Raw genomic sequence first — 18,742 nt, 5'->3', positions numbered from 1 at the left:
GCATGTTAACGAATTGGTTAAACAAAGAATTAAAACTGCTTTTGCTGGCGCTGCTGAGCACAACCTGGGCGCAGGCGCAGCAGTCGCCGAACCTTACGCTGGCGCAGGCACAGGAGCTGGCGCAACAGCATTACCCCATTACCCGGCAGCGCGACCTGGTGCGGCTGACGGAGCAATACACCCTCGAGAACCTGAACAAAGGCTACCTGCCGCAGCTGGCCCTCAACGGGCAGGCCACCTACCAATCGGACGTGACGAACCTCAATATTCCGATTCCGGGGGTGGAGGGGCCGCAGCTGAGCAAGGACCAGTATAAAATAACCGCCGACGTGAGCCAGGTGCTTTACGACGGCGGACTGATCCGGCAGCAGAAAAAGGTGCAGCAGCTGAACACCGTGGTGGAAACTCAGAAAGTGGAGGTGGAGCTCTATAAACTGCGCGAGCGCATCAACCAATTATACCTGGGCGTGCTGCTGCTGGATGAGCAGTTGGTGCAGGTACAGCTGGTCACCCAGGACCTGCACACGGGCATCAGAAAAGTGGAGGCGCAGGTGAAGAACGGGGTCAGTTTCCGCTCTAATTTATACCTGCTGCAAGCCGAGCTGCTCAAGAATAACCAGCGCCAGATAGAGCTGCAAGCATCCCGGCATGGCCTTTTGCAGACGCTGGGCCTTTTCCTGGACCAGCCCCTTAATGATGACGCGGTGCTGGCCGTGCCTGCAGAAACCGAAACACCCGCGTCTCCCGGCCTGAAAAGGCCTGAGCTGCAGCTATTTTCGGCGCAACAGGACTTGCTGGCGCAGCAAAACAAGCTGCTGCTGGCGCGCAGTCTGCCCAAAACCAGCCTTTTCGGACAGACAGGCTATGGCAGGCCCGGACTCAACTTTCTGCAGAATCAGTTTGACTGGTGGTATCTGGGCGGCGTGCGACTGAACTGGGCGATCAGCAACTTTTATACTTATAAAAGCGACCGGCAGCTGAACCACGTGAACCAGGAGATGACGGAGGTGCAGCGGCAGGCCTTTCTGCTGAACACCAAAGCCCAGCTCACGCAGGAGCAGGCCGAGGTAGCGAAGCTGCAGCAATTAGTAAGCACCGACCAGGAGATTGTGGCGCTGCGCCAAAAAGTGAAGGCCTCCGCCAATGCCCAACTCGAAAACGGGGTGATCACGGCCAACGATTACCTGCGCGAGGTATACGCCGAAGACCAGGCCCGGCAGGCGCTTCTCCTGCACAAACTACAACTGCTACAGGCGCAACTTAACTACACTACCACGCTGGGCTACTAAACATAAAAATTCAACCATGAGAAAAACAATTTTATACTTACCCTTGCTGTTCGGTTTTATACTTGGCTCCTGCGGCAACCACGAACCTGATTTCGATGCCACCGGCACGTTTGAGGCAGACGAGGTGATCGTATCCTCGGAGCTGGCTGGTCGCATTGATTCTTTTGCCGTGGAGGAAGGGCAGCAGCTGCCTGCCGGCAAAGTGGTGGGCGTGATTGATGCGGAGAATCTGGCATTGCAGAAGGAGCAGGTGGAAGCCAGCATTAATGCCCTGCAAGAAAAAACAACGGATGTGCAGCCGCAGGTACGGTTGCTGCAGGACCAGCTGAAAGTGCAGCAGTCGCAGCTGGCCACGCTGCAGCGGGAAAAGCAGCGCACGCAGAACCTGATCGCCGCCGATGCCGCCACCACCAAACAACTCGATGATATCAATGCGCAGCTTGATGTGTTGCAGGGCCAGATGCAGGTAACAAAGCAGCAGATACAGGTGCAGCGCACAGCCATTTCCACGCAAAACCGCGGCGTGCTCAGCGAGCGCAAACCGCTGCAAAAGCAGGTGGCGCAGCTGAAGAACCAGCTCGGCAAAGCCCACATCACCAACCCCGTTTCCGGCACCGTGCTCACCAAGTATGCCGAGCAGGGCGAAGTAACGGCGGCTGGCAAAGCGCTCTATAAAATCGCCGACCTCTCCACCATCACCCTGCGCGCCTACATCACCGGCGACCAGCTGCCCCAGGTAAAGCTGGGCGAGCAGGTAACGGTGCTCGTGGACCAGGGAGAGGATTATAAACGGCTTCCGGGCACCATCACCTGGGTATCCGACAAAGCAGAATTCACCCCTAAAACCATCCAGACGAAAGACGAACGCGCTAACCTGGTGTATGCCATGAAAGTGAAGGTGAAAAACGATGGCTACCTGAAGATTGGCATGTATGGCGAGGTGGTGTTTGGGGATAAGCAGGAGGAAAAATGAAAGCAGCCGTTGTAGTCCGGGACCTGGTGAAAACCTACGGCGCCAAAAAGCAGCAGGTAGAGGCGCTGAAGGGCGTTTCCTTTGACGTGGCGCCGGGGGAGCTGTTTGGCATTATTGGTCCGGACGGCGCGGGCAAAACCACCCTCTTCCGCATCCTGACCACCGTGCTGCTGGCCGACACCGGAGAGGCCGAGGTGGATGGCTTTGACGTGGTGCGCGACTTTAAGCAGATACGGCAGCGGATAGGGTACATGCCGGGCCGTTTCTCGCTGTACCAGGACCTGACAGTGGCCGAGAACCTGGAATTCTTCGCCACTATTTTCAACACCACCATCGAGGAGAATTATGAGCTGGTGAAGGATATTTACGTGCAGATTGAGCCGTTTAAAGACCGCCGCGCAGGCAAGCTTTCCGGGGGCATGAAACAGAAACTGGCGCTGTGCTGCGCCCTGATTCACCGGCCAGCGGTGCTTTTTCTTGATGAGCCCACCACGGGCGTGGATGCCGTGAGCCGGAAGGAGTTTTGGGAAATGCTGCAAAAGCTGAAAAGCCAGGGCATCACCATCCTCGTCTCCACACCCTACATGGACGAGGCCAGCCTTTGTGACCGGGTGGCGCTGATGCAGCAGGGGCGGCTGATGAAGATCGACACGCCGGCAGGGGTGATCCGTGCTTTCGGGAAGCCGCTGCTGGCTGTAAAGGCCCCGGACATGTTCCGCCTGCTGAAGCAACTGCAAGCCTACCCCGGTATGCAGGATAGCTACCCGTTCGGGGAGTACCACCACGCGGTGCTAAAGCCGGAGACAACGGCGCAGGACCTGGGTTTATACTTGCAAAAACAAGGGTATGAGAAGCTGGAACTGCTACCCATCCAACCTAACATAGAAGACTGCTTTATGGACCTGATGAAAACCGCCTCGTGATGGAAAAGGCAATTACTGCCACCGGCCTTACCAAGCGCTTCGGAGATTTCACCGCCGTGGACGCTATTACGTTTGAGGTGGAGAAAGGAGAGATCTTCGGGTTTCTGGGAGCCAACGGAGCGGGCAAAACCACCGCTATGCGCATGCTTTGTGGCCTGTCGTTCCCGACTTCCGGAGAGGCCACGGTGGCAGGCTATGACGTGTACCGGCAAACAGAGCAGATCAAGCGGAGCATCGGTTACATGAGCCAGAAATTCTCTTTATACGAAGACCTGACCGTACGGGAGAACATCCGGTTCTATGCGGGCATTTACGGGAAAAGCAGCGTCTTTATAAAAGAGAAAACGCAGCTGCTGCTAGAGCAGTTGCACCTGGAGGAGGAGGGAAACAAGCTGGTGAAATCGCTGCCCCTGGGCTGGAAGCAGAAGCTTGCCTTTTCGGTGGCTATTTTCCACGAGCCCGAGGTGGTTTTCCTCGATGAACCCACTGGCGGCGTGGACCCCGTCACGCGCCGCGAGTTCTGGAACATGATCTACGAGGCCGCCGAAGCAGGCATCACCGTTTTTGTAACCACCCACTACATGGACGAGGCCGAATACTGCAACCGCGTCTCGATTATGGTAGACGGCCGCATCGACGCCCTGGACACCCCCCAAAACCTGAAGCAGCAGTTCGCCGCCCAAAGTATGGACGAGGTGTTCCTGAAGCTGGCCAGAAAAGCGACGCGGGGCGAATAGCCGCGCGGCAAGTATAAAAAGTATAGCAAGTATAAAAAGTATAACCGGCGTGGGTCTCCGACCCGTGACAATAAATGGAAGCGAGTCTCCAGACTTGCGTGAGGAGGCAGATGAAGTATAAACACTCCAATGCTTCAAGTCTGTGACTTGGAGCTTTCCATGCCGCCAGTTTGTAACTGGCATTAGCTTCACCGAAGCTGCTGGTTTAGATGCGCCAGTTGCAAACTGGCCTCATTTCCACCACAAGTTGCAAACTTGCGGTATGGGATGTATAAATATAATAGAATAGCAAGTATGGCCGGGGCTTTTGCTGCGTAGCCGTTGTGCCTTGCAGGCGCGCGAAGTCAGAGACTGCGCCTTCGCCAAAAGGCACGGGTCGGAAACCCGCGCCAGTGGGAAAAATGAAAAGTGGGAACAATGAAAAGATAAGTATAAAGTATGAATAGCCAAATTCCCCGCCTTAGAAAAGGAGGGGTTAGAGGTGGTTGGACCCCAAAAAGCACCTGCAACCACCAACACATATTACTATAAAAGAACTCCACCATGAAACAGTTCTTATCCTTTGTTCGGAAAGAATTCTACCACATCTTCCGTGACCCGCGCACCATGTTTATCCTGCTGGTGATGCCCATCGTGCAGATCATCATCTTTGGCTTTGCCTTAACAAACGAGGTGAAAAACGCCCGCATCGCCGTGCTCGACCAATCGAAGGACGCGGCTACGGCTACGCTGGTGGCAGAGCTAGAGGCAAGCCGCTACTTTGAGCTGGAAAAGAACCTGCATTCGTACCAGGAGGTGGAGCGGGAGTTCCGGAGAGGGAACATCAAACTGGCTGTGATCCTGCCGCCGCACTTTTCCGAAGACCTGCTGCACCTCAACAAGGCGCACGTGCAGCTCATTGCCGACGCATCGGACCCCAACGTGGCGAGTACACTCACCAACTACGCCACCGCCGTTATCTTCGACTACCAAAACCGCCTCACCCAGGGGCGCAAGCTGCCTTATACCATCCAAACCGAGTATCGCATGCTCTACAACCCGCAGCTGAAAGGGGCTTACAGCTTTGTGCCAGGCGTAATGGCCATGGTGCTGATGCTGGTCTGCACCATGATGACGGCCATCACCATTGTGCGCGAAAAGGAAACAGGCACCATGGAAGTGCTGCTGGTGTCGCCGGTGCAGCCCCTGAAAATCGTCATGGCCAAGGCGGTGCCATACTTAATGCTGTCGATGATCAACATCGCCAGCATTTTGCTGCTGAGCGTGTTTGTGCTGGGCGTGCCCATCAACGGGAGCCTGACCTTGCTGGTGCTGGAAAGCATTCTTTTCACGCTTACCTCGCTGGCGCTGGGCCTGCTCATCTCCGCTGCCACCGACTCCCAGCAAACCGCCATGTTCATCTCCCTGACCGGCATGTTCCTGCCCACCGTGATGCTCAGTGGCTTCATGTTCCCCATCGAGAACATGCCGCGCGTTTTGCAACTGGTCTCTAACCTGATCCCCGCCAAGTGGTTCTACATTATAGTGCGCTCCGTGATGATCAAGGGCGTGGGGCTGGATGCCGTGTGGAAGGAGACGCTGATTCTGGCGGGCATGCTGGTGGCGTTGCTTTTTCTGAGTATCAAAAAATTTAAGATCAGGCTGGGATGAGGACGCTTCGGTTTTTACTGCAAAAGGAGTTCCGGCAGATATTCCGGGATCCCGCCATTCTGCGCATCATTTTCGTGATGCCCATGATCCAGCTGCTCGTGCTGCCCTGGGCCGCCGATTACGAGATGAAGAACATCCGGCTCAGCGTGGTAGACCACGACCACTCCTCCTATTCGCGGCAGCTGGTGCACAAGATCACCTCCTCGGGCTATTTCCAGCTGGACGCCTACACGGCCTCGTACCCGGAGGCGATGCACGAGGTGGAGGAAGACCGCTCGGACCTGATTCTGGAGATTCCCACTGACTTTGAGAAAACGCTGGTGCGGGAAGACGAGGCCACGCTGTACATGGCCCTGAACGCGATCAACGGCGTAAAAGCCAACCTGGGCGGGGCCTACCTGCGCACCATCATTCAGGACTATAACCGCGAGGTGCGCATGCAGTGGATCCAGCTGCCGCGCTTCAGCCCGGAGACAAGTATAGAGGTTACCTCCGTGAACTGGTTCAACCCGCTGCTCAACTATAAATACTTCATGGTGCCCGGCATCCTGGTGATACTCGTTACCATGGTGGGCTCTTTTCTAGCCACGCTTAACATCGTAAAGGAGAAGGAGGTAGGCACCATCGAGCAGATCAACGTGACGCCCATCAAAAAGTATCACTTTATACTGGGCAAGCTCATTCCGTTCTGGGTGCTGGGGCTGCTGGTGCTAACGGTGGGCTTTTTCCTTTCGTGGGCCATTTACGGCATTGTGCCGCTGGGCAGCTTTTTTACGGTATACGTGTTTGCGGCGGTGTACCTGCTGGCGGTGCTGGGGCTGGGGCTGCTCATCTCCACCTATGCCTATACCCAGCAGCAGGCCATGCTCATTTCCTTTTTTATGATGATGGTGTTCATCCTGCTGAGTGGCCTGTATACCTCCATCGACAGCATGCCGGAGTGGGCCCAATGGATCACGCGCCTGAACCCGGTGGCCTACTTTATAGACGTCATCCGGCTGGTGGTGCTCAAAGGCGCGGGCCTGGCCGACATCAAAAGGCAACTGCTGATCATCCTTGGGTTCGCCGTGGTGCTGAACTCCTGGGCGGTGTTCAGCTACCGGAAGCGGGCGTAGAAAGGTTGTACACCAATATCAACTTGCAACATAGTACAGGATTTCTTTTAGAGTCGAAACCGCTAGCTCACTGCTACATGGCGTGGCTAAATTTTGGGTAAAAGTTTCTATCGATGCTGGGCAAATTTACAGCTATTTGCTTAACTGTAAAGGCATTAAATAAAAGAAGCAGGACCACCTTAGTCCTGCTTCTTTTATAACTAACACAAGTTGCGCTAAATAATATGTTTAAAAGGTGTAAATCCATCCCAGCCTCTTTCAGGAGGGGAAATACTAACTCTGTACGGAAATGTCCTCCCCGGAGGAGCAGGTTTGTCTAAATTTCGGTTACTTACCAAAGTATGTTCCGAGGCTTAATTCTCAACCTTCCGCCCTGGAATTTCCTGACCACCCTGGTATAAGACCAGGCCATTCACTTTTCCATCAGTGCCCTGTTTGAATTCAATCTGCGCGTCAACCACTTTCAGGAAGAAATTGTATTCACTTGTCGGGTAAATCTCAAAAGCCTGCTGCCCTGTGGCCTGTGCCTGTATCTTGCCATTTACTACATTTACCACGATTGCAAAGGTAGGGGCCAGTTCGTATTTGCCTTCCAGTTTTTTGAGCTGTGCATCTGTCAGCGTAATGACTTTGTTTGGGGCCGGAGCTTGTTCGTTAGATTTTGCAAAGTACGTTGCATCGGCTTTATTATCTCCGAAGTACATGCCCACAGCTTTGTCGCCTTCTACTTTAAACATGACCCTGGAGAAAGAGTCCTTGTAGATGAATTCATCCTTTGCCACGTTTATCAATTCAAACGCCGGGCTACCCGTTCTTTGTGAGAGCAGCTTTCCGTTATCTATAAAGATCATGCGGTTGTTTTTCTCATCAACCGGATATACACCAACATATTTTTCCAAATCTGCTGTCGGCACCATGATGGGTTTTTCTTCCATATAAGTACCTGTTGCGAGTAGCAAGGCTTTGGTGGTTACAAATTCTGGTTGTAGGGTTTCGTTATTCGTTAGCAGCACTACAAAAGTATTTTGTTCTGGCGCCATCAGTGCATAGGATTTGAACCCGTTAATGGCACCCCCATGCCCGATCGTTTTCACACCCATCGTGGAGCCCGGCGCTAAGCCATAACCATAGTTTATTAATTTACCTGAAGGCAGCTGATAGTTGTGGAAGGCTTTGTCCATTGATTTCTGGCTGATGATCTTGCCGCTAAACAAGGCTTTATTCCATTTATAAAGATCATCAACTGTAGAGATCAAAGAACCGGCGGCATAGGGTTGCGTCATACTGAGCGGTCTGGCCAGAGTATAGGCATCGCCATCTTTGGTGAACCCTTTTACAGCATTTTTAACAGGAGCGCCGTCCCTGCCATAAAAGCTGTTTTTTAGATTGGCTTTGGCAAATACCTTTTTCTCGATAAAGTCTTCATACTTCTGCCCGGAAACCTTTTCGATCACAGCACCCAGTAAAATATAACCCGAGTTTGAGTAACTATAGTTGGTTCCCGGTTCAAAATCGAGGGGTTCATTCTGAAATGTAGTGATCAGTTCTGCTACAGTTATCGGATTTTGCATCACCTGCTGCCAGGCAGGTATGGAGGTATAACTCTTTACCCCGGATGTATGATTAAGTAATTGCTCAAGCGTAATCTTATCGGCATTCGGAAAGTCTGGCAAGTAGGCGCTCAGTTTGTCAGTCACTTTCAGCTTGCCCTCTTCTTCCAGCATCAGGATAGCCGATGCGGTAAATTGCTTTGTGATCGATCCAATTTTATAGACATCGTCTGGCGAACTCGGCGTCTTTCTATCGACGTCGGCTAAACCATACCCTTTCCGCAAAATAGTTTTCCCATCCCTGACAACCAGCACCACACCTCCGGGCTGGTCGGCGTTAAAGAACGAGTTGAAAGCATTATCCAATTGCTTAACGATAGCCAAGTCATTGGAATTAACTTTCTGGGCATATGCACCCTGCCAGGAAAGCAACGAGCAAAAACAGGCTAGAACGAATAATACTTTTGTGGACACGGTGCGCATAGTTTTCTATTTTTAAAGTTAAAGAGGTTGAAGCTTTTTAAAATTTCCATAAATATAAATTATTTTATAATATATTGTATGAGGCTTTATGTTAATTTTTTAAAAACTTTTGGTGAGCACGATATGACAGTCTTTCATCGGCCTACTGCCGTTGCTGGTATTTGTCCGCATGGGCATGGGAGCAGCTTCCGGTCATATACTGGTAATGGATAGCAGGGGTGGAATGTGCTGAGGTCCAGCCTGGAAGAGATAAAAAGGGCAGTAGGCGATTAAGTTCGTTTTTTATGGGTCAAGTTTATTGAAAGTTGCGCAGCTAACAGGTTGTTATTAATTTGATTTACAGGAAGATAGTATTTTTTTAAGAAGGCAGAAAGTGAAATTTAACAGTTATTTAAGAAAGGCAGCTTGTCTGTAAATTTATCTTGACGTAGTTTTGTGCCCAAATGGCAAAGGCATTTATAAAATATCTACTCACACTGTGTATTCTCTTATTGAGTGGATATAGTCATATAGCTGCGCATACAAACGAAGCGGGTATTTTGCGCTCGCCGGAATACAGTGCTGAATTGATAGAAGTTTCCTCCTTTAGCACCCTGCAACCCAACCAGGCCTTAAGCAGCAATTCCGCCTCGCCCCGCGTTTCCGAAGAAATCCCCAGAAAGGTAGACATTGCGGAAAATGAGATTGAGGAAGACAAGTTACTTGCCTTCAAAAAGTTTTTAGAGCGCAACAGCTTCGTTGCGTACCTGCTGTGTGCCTTTATAGCCGGCTACCTGTTCCTAAACAGTACCCGCTCACCCTATTCTAGTTATTTTTCCCGTTTCTCCTCCTACAGGTGGCATATCGTCATCCAGGTTTTCAGGGTATAGTATTTTTCTAAGCAGGCAAATCGGGATTGCCTGTCCTTCCATTTCATTTTTTTACTGCTGATCTTGTTTTAGCGCTTGGCTAGAAAAGATGCGCATGTGTATTTTCTGATACACACCCATTCATAATTCATCAACATAATCTTACCGTTTTAATACTTAAATCATCATGAAGAGAATTCTCATGCTCGGGGGCGTGTGTGCCATGTTGTGCCATACTAGCTGTACCTCAACTAAAGGAGAAGAAAAAAAGGAGGCTGAAACTGAATTCCTGGTGACCAGCCCGATGAAAATGGATACGACTATCACGGAACAGTACGTGAGTCAGATCAACTCCATACAACATATTGAACTGAGAGCGCAGGAAAAAGGCTACCTGGAAAAGATCTTTGTAGATGAAGGACAGCATGTAAAGAAAGGGCAGTTGTTATTTCAGATCATGCCCAACCTGTACGAGGCCGAATTGCAAAAAGCACAGTCGGAGGCCAATTATGCGCAGATTGAGTTCCAGAACACCAAGTCGCTGGCAGATAGAAACATTGTTTCTCCAAATGAACTGGCACTCGCCAAGGCCACGCTTGACAAGGTTAAAGCAGAAGTAGCCCTGGCAAAGGTGCACCTGCAATTCACCCAGATCAGGGCACCGTTTGATGGCATCATCGACCGTTTCCATGTGCGACTGGGTAGCCTGGTGGATGAAGGTGAACTGCTCACAGAACTATCTGACAACAGCAAAATGTGGGTGTACTACAACGTGCCGGAGGCGGAATACCTGGATTTTAAAACCAAGGAAGCAAAGGAAGAAAAAACCAAGGTAAACCTGTTAATGGCCAATAACGAGCTGTTTAAGTATTCGGGAGTGGTAGAGACCATAGAAGCCAACTTTAACAACGAAACGGGCAATATTCCTTTCAGAGCCACTTTTCCGAACCCTGATGGGCTTTTAAGGCATGGCGAAACAGGTAACGTTCAGATGAGTGTTCCACTCAAGAATGCGTTGCTTATCCCGCAGAAGGCCACCTTCGAGGTGCTTGACAAAAAGTACGTGTATGTGGTGGATAAAGACAATGTGTTAAAGTCGAGAGAGATTACCATTGGTGCTGAACTGCCGCACATTTATGTCGTGCAGAAAGGGCTGACTGAAAAGGACAGGATACTTCTGGAAGGCCTGCGGTTAGTGCGAGAAAACGAAAAGATACACACCAAATTCGTGGCCCCCGGCAAAATGATCTCTCAGTTAGAGTTGTATGCGGAGTAGTCCCTTATCCCCAAAAGTATAAGACATGTTTAGTAAATTTATACACCGGCCCGTATTCGCTATTGTAATATCGGTCGTGATCCTTTTTATAGGTGGCCTGGCTATCAAGCAGCTGCCTATTTCCCAGTTCCCCGACATTGCACCCACCACGGTAAACATCTTTATTGCCTATCCGGGTGCCAGTGCCGATGTACTGGTGAACTCCACCCTCATTACCCTCGAACAGGCCATTAATGGCGTGGAGGGGATGCGCTATATCGCCTCGGATGCCACCAGTGCCGGTGAGGCCACGCTCCGGATTATCTTTGAACCAGGCACGGATCCCAACGATGCGGTCGTCCGGGTGAAAACGAGGGTAGACCAGGTTATGCCGCTCCTGCCAGAACTGGTGCAGCGGGAAGGCGTGGTGATTACCCCCATTCAGCCCAGCATGTTGATGTATGTCAACCTGTATTCGAAGGAAAAGAGCATGGATGAGAAGTTCCTGTTCAACTACGCCACCGTGAAGATGATCCCTGAGATACAACGAATCAAAGGGGTAGCGAGGGCGCAGATATTGGGTAGCCGCAGATATGCTATGCGTGTTTGGCTGAACCCGGACCGTATGCGGGCCTATAAAGTATCTGTAGAGGAAGTAATGGAGGCACTGGCGGAGCAAAGTATCATCGGCCGCCCCGGCAGGATAGGGCAAAGTTCCGGTATAGCCGCTCAGTCGCTTGAATATGTGCTTACCTACAAAGGCCGGTATAACAAACCTGTTGAGTATGAAGGCATTATAATCAGGGCCAATGCAGAAGGTGAAAGTATACGCCTGAAAGACATCGCCACCGTAGAACTGGGTAGTGAATTCTTTGACATTTACTCTAACCTGAACGGTCAGCCATCCGCAGCCATTGTGTTAAAGCAGAACTATGGCAGTAATGCCAGTGATGTGATTGCCGATGTAAAGAGCCAGTTGGAGGAAATGAAAGCTACTTTTCCTCCCGGTATGGACTATAAGATCAGCTACGACGTTTCGCAGTTCCTGGACGCATCCATCGAGCAGGTTTTGCATACTTTAAGGGACGCGTTTATACTGGTTGCCCTGGTGGTTTTCATCTTCCTGGGAGACTGGCGCTCAACCCTGATTCCGATCCTGGCGGTTCCGGTGTCGTTGATAGGAACCTTCTTTGTTATTCAGCTCTTTGGGCTCTCCATTAACCTTATCACCTTGTTCGCGCTTGTACTGGCCATTGGTATTGTGGTGGATAACGCCATTGTGGTGGTAGAGGCAGTGCACGCCAAAATGGAAGAGACAAATCTCTCCCCTTACCGGGCTACTGTAGAAGTGCTGCGTGAGATTGGTGGTGCCATCATTGCCATCACGCTGGTAATGACAGCGGTGTTTATTCCGTTACTGTTTATGACAGGTCCGGTGGGTATTTTCTACCGTCAGTTTTCCATTACCATGGCTAGCTCCATTGTAATTTCTGCCCTGATCGCGCTGACGCTTACCCCGGTGCTGTGTGCCATGCTGTTAAAGAATAACCATGGTAAAAAGCAGAAGAAAAATGTGTTAACCAAAGCACTCGACGGTTTCAACAGCGGCTTTGAAAAACTTACCGGAAGGTATGTAGGCTTGTTAAGATCCATTGCAAACAGAAGGTTGCTTACCTGGGGAATACTGGCAGCATTTTGCGTGGGTATCTTCTTCGAAAACAAAATTCTGCCGGCAGGCTTTATTCCAAACGAAGACCAGGGTACCATATATGCCATTGTCCAGACTCCTCCGGGCTCTACCCTGGAAACCACCAACAAGGTATCTCAAAAACTCCAGAAGATCTGCCAGAAAATTGAAGGGGTGGAATCGGTGTCTTCTTTGGCAGGTTACGAGATCATGACGGAAGGACGGGGTTCGAACGCTGGTACCTGTCTGATCAACCTGAAAAGCTGGTCTGATCGCGAGCATACCGTGAAGGAGATCATGGAAGAGCTGGAAGAGAAATCGAAAGGGCTGGGCGCGGTTGTCGAGTTCTTTGAACCGCCCGCAATTCCGGGTTTCGGTTCCTCCGGCGGTTTTTCGATGCGTTTGCTGGATAAAAACTCCGACACCGATTACCATGAGTTTGATGAGATCAACAAGGAGTTTATGGATAACCTGGGTAAGCGGAAAGAGCTCACGGGCTTGTTTACCTTTTTCGCAGCCAATTACCCGCAGTACGAACTGGAGATAGATAATAATCTGGCCATGCAAAAAGGGGTATCTATCGGCAAGGCCATGGAAAACCTGAACATCATGATCGGTAGTACTTATGAGCAAGGGTTTATTAAGTTCAACCAGTTCTTCAAGGTGTACGTGCAGTCCGACCCTAAATTCAGAAGGCTCCCATCAGATATAATGAACCTTTCTGTTAAAAACGAAGCGGGGGAAATGGTGCCTTACTCGGCCTTTATGAAGCTGAAGAAAACGCAGGGCCCTAACGAAGTTACCCGCTTTAATCTGTACAATTCAGCCGCTATTCAGGGGCTTCCGGCAAAAGGATACACCACAGCAGATGCCATTCAGGCCGTGCAGGAAGTTGCCGCCAGCAGTTTACCGAAAGGGTATGACATCGCCTGGGAAGGCTTGTCTTATGATGAGTCCATTAGGGGAAATGAGTCGCTTTATGTGTTCCTGGTAGTACTGCTGTTTGTGTACTTTGTGCTGGCGGCTCAGTACGAGAGTTTTATCATTCCGTTTGCGGTGGTACTCTCGTTGCCGGTCGGTATTTTTGGCTCTTTTTTGCTGCTGAAGCTGATGGGGCTGGAGAACAACATTTATGCCCAGGTGGGTATGATCATGCTGGTTGGTTTGCTGGGTAAAAATGCCGTGCTGATCGTGGAGTTCGCCGTGCAGAAACGTCTGCAGGGAGCCACCATCCTGGAAGCTGCCATTGAAGGTGCAAGGGTGCGTTTCCGCCCGATCCTGATGACCTCGTTCGCCTTTGTGGCCGGTTTGATTCCGCTTATCGTTGCCACTGGCGCAGGTGCTATTGGAAACCAGACAATCGGTGCTTCTGCCCTGGGCGGTATGCTGTTCGGAACAATTTTCGGGGTGGTGATCATCCCGGGCTTGTACTACATATTTGCTAAAATGGCAGACGGCCGTCACTTGATCCGGGACGAGCATGAATCCCCTTTAACAGAAGACTATGTGTATGCCAGTGACAGTTTTCACCTCATCGAAGAAACTGAAGACCATGTTTAAAAATAGAATCATAAAATGGGTGGGGGTAGCTTTTGTATCCTTCACCTTTACGGCCTGTAGTTTGCCAACCTTGGTGCAAAAATCAGCTAATCCGGCGGTACCTGCGAGTTTCAACAGCTCGCAGGATACTACCAATATAGCAAGACTCAGGTGGCAGGAATACTTTACCGATCCACATTTAAGTGCCCTGATCGACACGGCCCTGCAGAACAATCAGGAACTGAACATTACTTTACAGGAGATACAGATTGCCCAGAGTGAAGTAAGAGCCCGAAAAGGGGAATATTTGCCCTCTGTTGGATTGCGGGGTGCTGCTGGCGTTGACAAGGTAGCGCGGTACACCAACATTGGCGCCATGGAGGCTACAACCAACATTGAAGGCGAAAGAGAAATGCCTGAACCCCTGACTGATTTTATGGTAGGGGCTTACGCCAATTGGGAAGTGGATATCTGGCACAAGCTGCGCAATGCCAAAAAAGCGGCGGTGCTCCGTTACCTGTCTTCTGTGGAAGGGAAGAACTTTATGGTGACGAACCTGGTTGCCGAGATGGCAAACTCTTACTACGAGTTACTGGCCCTGGACAATGAGTTGACTATCGTGAGACAGAACATCGCGCTGCAGACCAATGCCCTGGAGATTGTTAAAGCACAGAAGGAAGCCACCCGGGTTACGGAACTGGCCGTTCGCAAATTTGAAGCGGAGTTGCTTCACACCAAAAGCCTGCAGTTCGACATTCTGCAAAAGGTAACAGAAACGGAGAACAGGATCAACTTTCTGGCGGGTCGATATCCGCAGCCAGTTGCCAGGGACGCACAGGCTTTTAGTAACTTAACGCCCGGTGAAATTGCTGCCGGTATCCCAACCCAGTTGCTGGAGAACCGCCCGGATGTGAAGCAGGCCGAACTGGAGCTGGCGGCAGCCAAGCTGGATGTGAAGGTAGCCAAGGCGAATTTTTACCCTTCATTAGGCATTACGGCAGGCATAGGTTTTCAGGCCTTTGATCCATCATTTCTGATCAAAACGCCTGAGTCGTTGCTCTACACGCTGGCCGGGGACATTGCTGCCCCCCTGATCAACAGAAACGCGATAAAAGCGACGTATTATAGTGCTAACGCGAAGCAGTTACAGGCTGTTTATAGTTATGAGCGCACGGTTTTAAACGCTTATGTGGAAGTAGCCAACCAGTTATCGAAGATCAATAACCTGGAAAAGAGTTATGATCTGAAAGAGAAGCAGGTGCAGGCACTTACCCAGTCTATTGATATTTCAAATGAGCTTTTCAAATCAGCAAGAGCCGATTACATGGAAGTATTGCTGACCCAACGTGATGCGCTGGAATCGAAATTTGAACTGATCGAAACCAAAATGCAGCAATTGAATGCCTGGGTAACGATGTACCAGGCGCTGGGTGGCGGATGGAAGTAGCAGCGTGATGCGAAGAGCCTGGGAAGGCATCCATTAAAAATTGCTAGATCAAGAAGGAGCCATCTTACACTTTGTAGGATGGTTCTTTTTTTGATTGGGTGTGAGTTGCTGGTATTTTCTGAGAGTTTACACAATTTAGTAATGAAGCGGAGCTAGTAAAAGTGATTATTGTGTGTCGCTTTGCTGGCGTGCTAAAAAGTGTTTGAGCTAATGTCGAGCTGTAATTTAAGTAAGTCTGTTACTTTTTGTTAGCAGTATTTGTTAAAAAAGGGAGTAATAAAGTAACACTGAAGGAGGTTTTTCTGTTACTCTGGAAACGAAAAAGCGGCTTAAACTGTAGTCTAATCCCCTTTTTACTGTTTGCTCTATAACTCATAGGATGGAATTATCGAACCTTATCCACGGTGATTTGGAGGCTATGGGAGAGTATTTGCTGTAAAAGGGGAAACCTTACTTGATGATCCATGCCAGGTTTCATCAAGAAAATGCACGGTTTCGGGCACACACTTTTAACAAATTAACGCTTTTCTGAAAAGGTGTATTACTTGCCTTCTCTGGAGCACATGGAGGAGCTGGCTCAGATCCTGCAGCTCATACAGGAGTATGATCCAAGGTAGCCTTTTAATGCCGGATCAGTGAAAAAGGCCCCCTCGCTTTTTGTGTGCAATGCATAGTAGGCGCTGGTGAGGGACATCAAAAGAATGACAGGGGGGACAGCGATTCCCCTCCTCAAGACCATCTTGAGTCTGAAGCTCATCAAAAGGTTCTAAGCTAGCTTATCACAGCATGGTTGAACACGGAAAGAATTCATCCGAAAGGGAGACACATCGAACCAATGAAGCCGCACAAGTTGCCCCAAATGTAGAGCAAGCTGGATCCTGTAGGTTATCAAGAACCTGAAGCCCCGCTGCCTTTTGCAGCTCTTGTACGCGGGCGACTTGTGTATAAGCAAGGAAATTAATCTCAGGCTAACAGAAGTGCAGTCGGAGTGGAACCTGCTGCTGATTCTCGGCGGCAAGTGCAAGTAGGACCATATTACGCTGCTTTACAAGAAGCTGATCCCCAGCTACAGGGGGTCTTACTTTATTTTATGCTAGGGATTAGCTAATATAAATTGGGAAGGGTTTAGGATTGAAAGTGATTTTGTGCAGCCTCACAGCATTAAAGCAGAAGAAATAGAAATGAATAATTGGATGGTAGTATCAGAAAATAAAGTTACATAGTGCTAACCACACACTTGACGTAGCAACTATATTGGGAGTCCTTGACGTGTTCCTTCGGAAGAAGAAGTCAGAATTTAAGGGCATGTCGATTACTAAACCGTTTTACAAGTCACGAGTACATGCAGGAAAGTCAAGAATGATAAGTGATGGGAACGGTACAGAGGCCTTTCATCAAGTTAGCCAGAGCCTAATTTTTACTACCCTTAAAATTATTGCTTTTCGCGCCTCCTGACTTTTTATCTTTGCTGTCTGTCCTGTTTTACCCTGATGCTGCGCTCGGCTGCACTACCCGCGTAGCGGATACTTCGTAAGTGTTTGAGAGGGGAGAGAAACAAGTATTATGATTTGTAGCACCTGGCTTTTGGTTTTAGTCAGTATATTTCCAGCAACGTAAGCTAGCTACTGGTATAAAAAGCTAACTGCACAAAGAGTACCTTGCCCCTTAGAACACGAATTTCCGATGCAAGAAAAACCAACGTTACTGCTCATCGACGATGAGAAAAACCTGCGGCAGGTGCTGGCCCGTGTCCTGGAGCTGGAAGGTTACCGGGTGTTGGCAGCCGCTAATGCGCACGAGGGCCAGGAGCTGCTTGAAGCACATGCTGAGGCGGTGGAGGTCGTACTCTGCGATGTCAAGCTGCCAGACAGTAGTGGACTGAATCTCCTGGATAAGATAAAAGCCAAATACCCTGATACCGAGGTGGTTCTTATGACTGCTTTCGGTACGATAAAAGATGGGGTGAATGCCATGAAGCAGGGGGCGTTCGACTACCTGACAAAAGGCGACAGTGATGACCAGCTTCTGATCGTGGTGGCGCGCGCCACAGAGAATGCCAGGCTGCGGAAACGTGTTGCGGAACTGGAAAAGCAGGTAGAGGCTAGGTGGACGCTGGAGGCTATCGTTGGTGATGCGCCAACGTTCAAGAAAGCAAAGGAGCTAGCCGGAAGGGTCGCCATTACTGATACAACCGTATTGCTGGAAGGCGAGACGGGCGTAGGCAAAGAGCTCTTTGCGCAGGCCATACACAGCGCCAGCACCAGGAACAAGAAGTCCTTCGTTGCCGTGAACTGCAGTGCTTTCCCAAAAGAGTTGCTTGAGTCAGAAATCTTCGGTTTTCGGAAAGGGGCCTTTACGGGTGCTGTTGCCGATAAGAAGGGGCTGTTTGAGGAGGCGAACGGCGGGACTATTTTCCTGGATGAGGTGGGGGAGTTGCCACTCGAGCTGCAGGCTAAGTTTCTGCGTGTGCTGGAGACGCAGACGTTCCTTAAGCTTGGGGATACGCAGCCCGTGCGCGTGAATGTGCGAGTTGTAGCAGCCACCAACAAAGACCTGCAGGCAGAGATAGCGGCGGGCCATTTTCGCGCAGACCTGTATTACCGGCTGTCAGTGTTCAGGATCAGCATCCCGCCGTTGCGTGAGAGGAAAAGTGATATCAGGCAGTTGGCTCTTTACTTTCTGCAGTACTACAACGCAAAGATGAAACGCCACTTTCAGGGCGCCAGCGAGGAGTTCCTGCAGTTGTTGGAGGCATACGCCTGGAGAGGGAATATCCGGGAGTTAAAGAATGTCATGGAGCGCGCCGTCATCCTGGCAGAAGGCCCTTCCTTAGGCCCCTCTCTGTTGCCTGTAGAGTTCCTGATCTCCAGTGACGCGGAGATTGGTCAGCTGGATGAGCAGGCCCTGAGTACTGTCGAGCGCCAGCACATCCTGAAGGTGCTGGAACAGGCTGGTGGCAACAAAACGGAGACAGCGCGGCTCCTGCACATTGGCCTGACAACTCTTTACCGAAAGATACAGGAGTATGGGCTTTAAAATAGGATGATTGTGAAAATGCCACAGCTCAGTATCGAGCGAGCGCCAGCAAAACCTTTTCATTTTAGAAATAGACCCTACCATTTTGGTAGGGTTTCGCATTTTATGTGAAACTAGTTTCTTTAGGATGCAAAATAAGATATTGATATACAGTGACTAATGAAATTGCTTGCTGTAAGCAGCAAAGGTGGCACTGACTTGGCAGAAGTC

12 protein-coding genes are annotated in these 18,742 nt (G+C 50.2%); 11 read left to right on the top strand and 1 reads right to left on the bottom strand.

The annotated features are described in order from the left end of the window. Window positions 1-2 precede the first annotated feature (2 nt). The 6 genes from AC4BAN_RS01480 (at window position 3) to AC4BAN_RS01455 (ending at window position 6,687) form a co-directional block, all read left to right on the top strand. Window positions 3-1,289: a TolC family protein gene (locus tag AC4BAN_RS01480; protein ID WP_490562588.1), complete on the top strand. Its 1,287-nt coding sequence runs from the start codon at window positions 3-5 to the stop codon at window positions 1,287-1,289. Between the two features lie 16 nt (window positions 1,290-1,305). After that, the gene (locus AC4BAN_RS01475; RefSeq protein WP_490562587.1) at window positions 1,306-2,262 is read left to right on the top strand and encodes an HlyD family secretion protein; all 957 of its coding nucleotides are present in this window, start codon (window positions 1,306-1,308) and stop codon (window positions 2,260-2,262) included. Then, a complete protein-coding gene (locus AC4BAN_RS01470; RefSeq protein WP_490562586.1) occupies window positions 2,259-3,185 on the top strand; it encodes an ABC transporter ATP-binding protein in 927 nt (308 codons plus the stop codon). The genes AC4BAN_RS01475 and AC4BAN_RS01470 overlap by 4 nt, the downstream gene beginning before the upstream one ends. Next, a complete protein-coding gene (locus AC4BAN_RS01465) occupies window positions 3,185-3,922 on the top strand; it encodes an ABC transporter ATP-binding protein (protein WP_490562585.1) in 738 nt (245 codons plus the stop codon). Before AC4BAN_RS01470 ends, AC4BAN_RS01465 begins: the two co-directional genes overlap by 1 nt. Window positions 3,923-4,465: 543 nt before the next feature. After that, complete coding sequence (locus tag AC4BAN_RS01460; RefSeq protein ID WP_490562584.1) at window positions 4,466-5,572, top strand: ABC transporter permease; 1,107 nt, start codon at window positions 4,466-4,468, stop codon at window positions 5,570-5,572. Continuing rightward, window positions 5,569-6,687, top strand: a complete 1,119-nt coding sequence (locus AC4BAN_RS01455; protein ID WP_490562583.1) for an ABC transporter permease — start codon at window positions 5,569-5,571, stop codon at window positions 6,685-6,687. Before AC4BAN_RS01460 ends, AC4BAN_RS01455 begins: the two co-directional genes overlap by 4 nt. Window positions 6,688-7,040: 353 nt before the next feature. On the opposite strand, the gene AC4BAN_RS01450 is transcribed toward AC4BAN_RS01455, so the two are convergent. Next, a complete protein-coding gene (locus AC4BAN_RS01450; RefSeq protein ID WP_490562582.1) occupies window positions 7,041-8,621 on the bottom strand; it encodes a serine hydrolase in 1,581 nt (526 codons plus the stop codon). 638 nt (window positions 8,622-9,259) lie between these two features. Between AC4BAN_RS01450 and AC4BAN_RS01445 the strand changes: the two genes are divergently transcribed. The 5 genes from AC4BAN_RS01445 (at window position 9,260) to AC4BAN_RS01425 (ending at window position 18,532) form a co-directional block, all read left to right on the top strand. After that, window positions 9,260-9,589, top strand: a complete 330-nt coding sequence (locus AC4BAN_RS01445; RefSeq protein ID WP_490562581.1) for a hypothetical protein — start codon at window positions 9,260-9,262, stop codon at window positions 9,587-9,589. A 166-nt stretch (window positions 9,590-9,755) separates the two neighbouring features. Beyond that, window positions 9,756-10,844 (top strand): efflux RND transporter periplasmic adaptor subunit, encoded by a 1,089-nt coding sequence (locus tag AC4BAN_RS01440; protein ID WP_490562580.1) that lies wholly within the window; start codon window positions 9,756-9,758, stop codon window positions 10,842-10,844. A 25-nt stretch (window positions 10,845-10,869) separates the two neighbouring features. Continuing rightward, complete coding sequence (locus tag AC4BAN_RS01435; RefSeq protein WP_490562579.1) at window positions 10,870-14,070, top strand: efflux RND transporter permease subunit; 3,201 nt, start codon at window positions 10,870-10,872, stop codon at window positions 14,068-14,070. Then, window positions 14,063-15,496, top strand: coding sequence for a TolC family protein (locus AC4BAN_RS01430; RefSeq protein ID WP_490562578.1), 1,434 nt, complete (start codon window positions 14,063-14,065; stop codon window positions 15,494-15,496). Before AC4BAN_RS01435 ends, AC4BAN_RS01430 begins: the two co-directional genes overlap by 8 nt. A 1,683-nt stretch (window positions 15,497-17,179) precedes the next feature. After that, on the top strand, window positions 17,180-18,532 hold the full coding sequence (locus tag AC4BAN_RS01425) for a sigma-54-dependent transcriptional regulator (protein ID WP_490562577.1): 1,353 nt from the start codon (window positions 17,180-17,182) through the stop codon (window positions 18,530-18,532). Window positions 18,533-18,742: the final 210 nt, after the last annotated feature.

The organism is Pontibacter sp. GD13 (assembly GCF_058216355.1).
Note: the sequence above shows the minus strand (reverse complement) of the source record. Positions and strands in the feature narration are given on the sequence as shown.

Bases quoted from the DNA above. Each gene is read 5' to 3' on its own strand.
- AC4BAN_RS01430 (WP_490562578.1), top strand. From the start codon at position 14,063: ATGTTTAAAAATAGAATCATAAAATGGGTGGGGGTAGCTTTTGTATCC.
- AC4BAN_RS01465 (WP_490562585.1), top strand. From the start codon at position 3,185: ATGGAAAAGGCAATTACTGCCACCGGCCTTACCAAGCGCTTCGGAGAT.
- AC4BAN_RS01460 (WP_490562584.1), top strand. From the start codon at position 4,466: ATGAAACAGTTCTTATCCTTTGTTCGGAAAGAATTCTACCACATCTTC.
- AC4BAN_RS01435 (WP_490562579.1), top strand. From the start codon at position 10,870: ATGTTTAGTAAATTTATACACCGGCCCGTATTCGCTATTGTAATATCG.
- AC4BAN_RS01480 (WP_490562588.1), top strand. From the start codon at position 3: ATGTTAACGAATTGGTTAAACAAAGAATTAAAACTGCTTTTGCTGGCG.
- AC4BAN_RS01440 (WP_490562580.1), top strand. From the start codon at position 9,756: ATGAAGAGAATTCTCATGCTCGGGGGCGTGTGTGCCATGTTGTGCCAT.
- AC4BAN_RS01425 (WP_490562577.1), top strand. From the start codon at position 17,180: ATGCAAGAAAAACCAACGTTACTGCTCATCGACGATGAGAAAAACCTG.
- AC4BAN_RS01455 (WP_490562583.1), top strand. From the start codon at position 5,569: ATGAGGACGCTTCGGTTTTTACTGCAAAAGGAGTTCCGGCAGATATTC.
- AC4BAN_RS01475 (WP_490562587.1), top strand. From the start codon at position 1,306: ATGAGAAAAACAATTTTATACTTACCCTTGCTGTTCGGTTTTATACTT.
- AC4BAN_RS01470 (WP_490562586.1), top strand. From the start codon at position 2,259: ATGAAAGCAGCCGTTGTAGTCCGGGACCTGGTGAAAACCTACGGCGCC.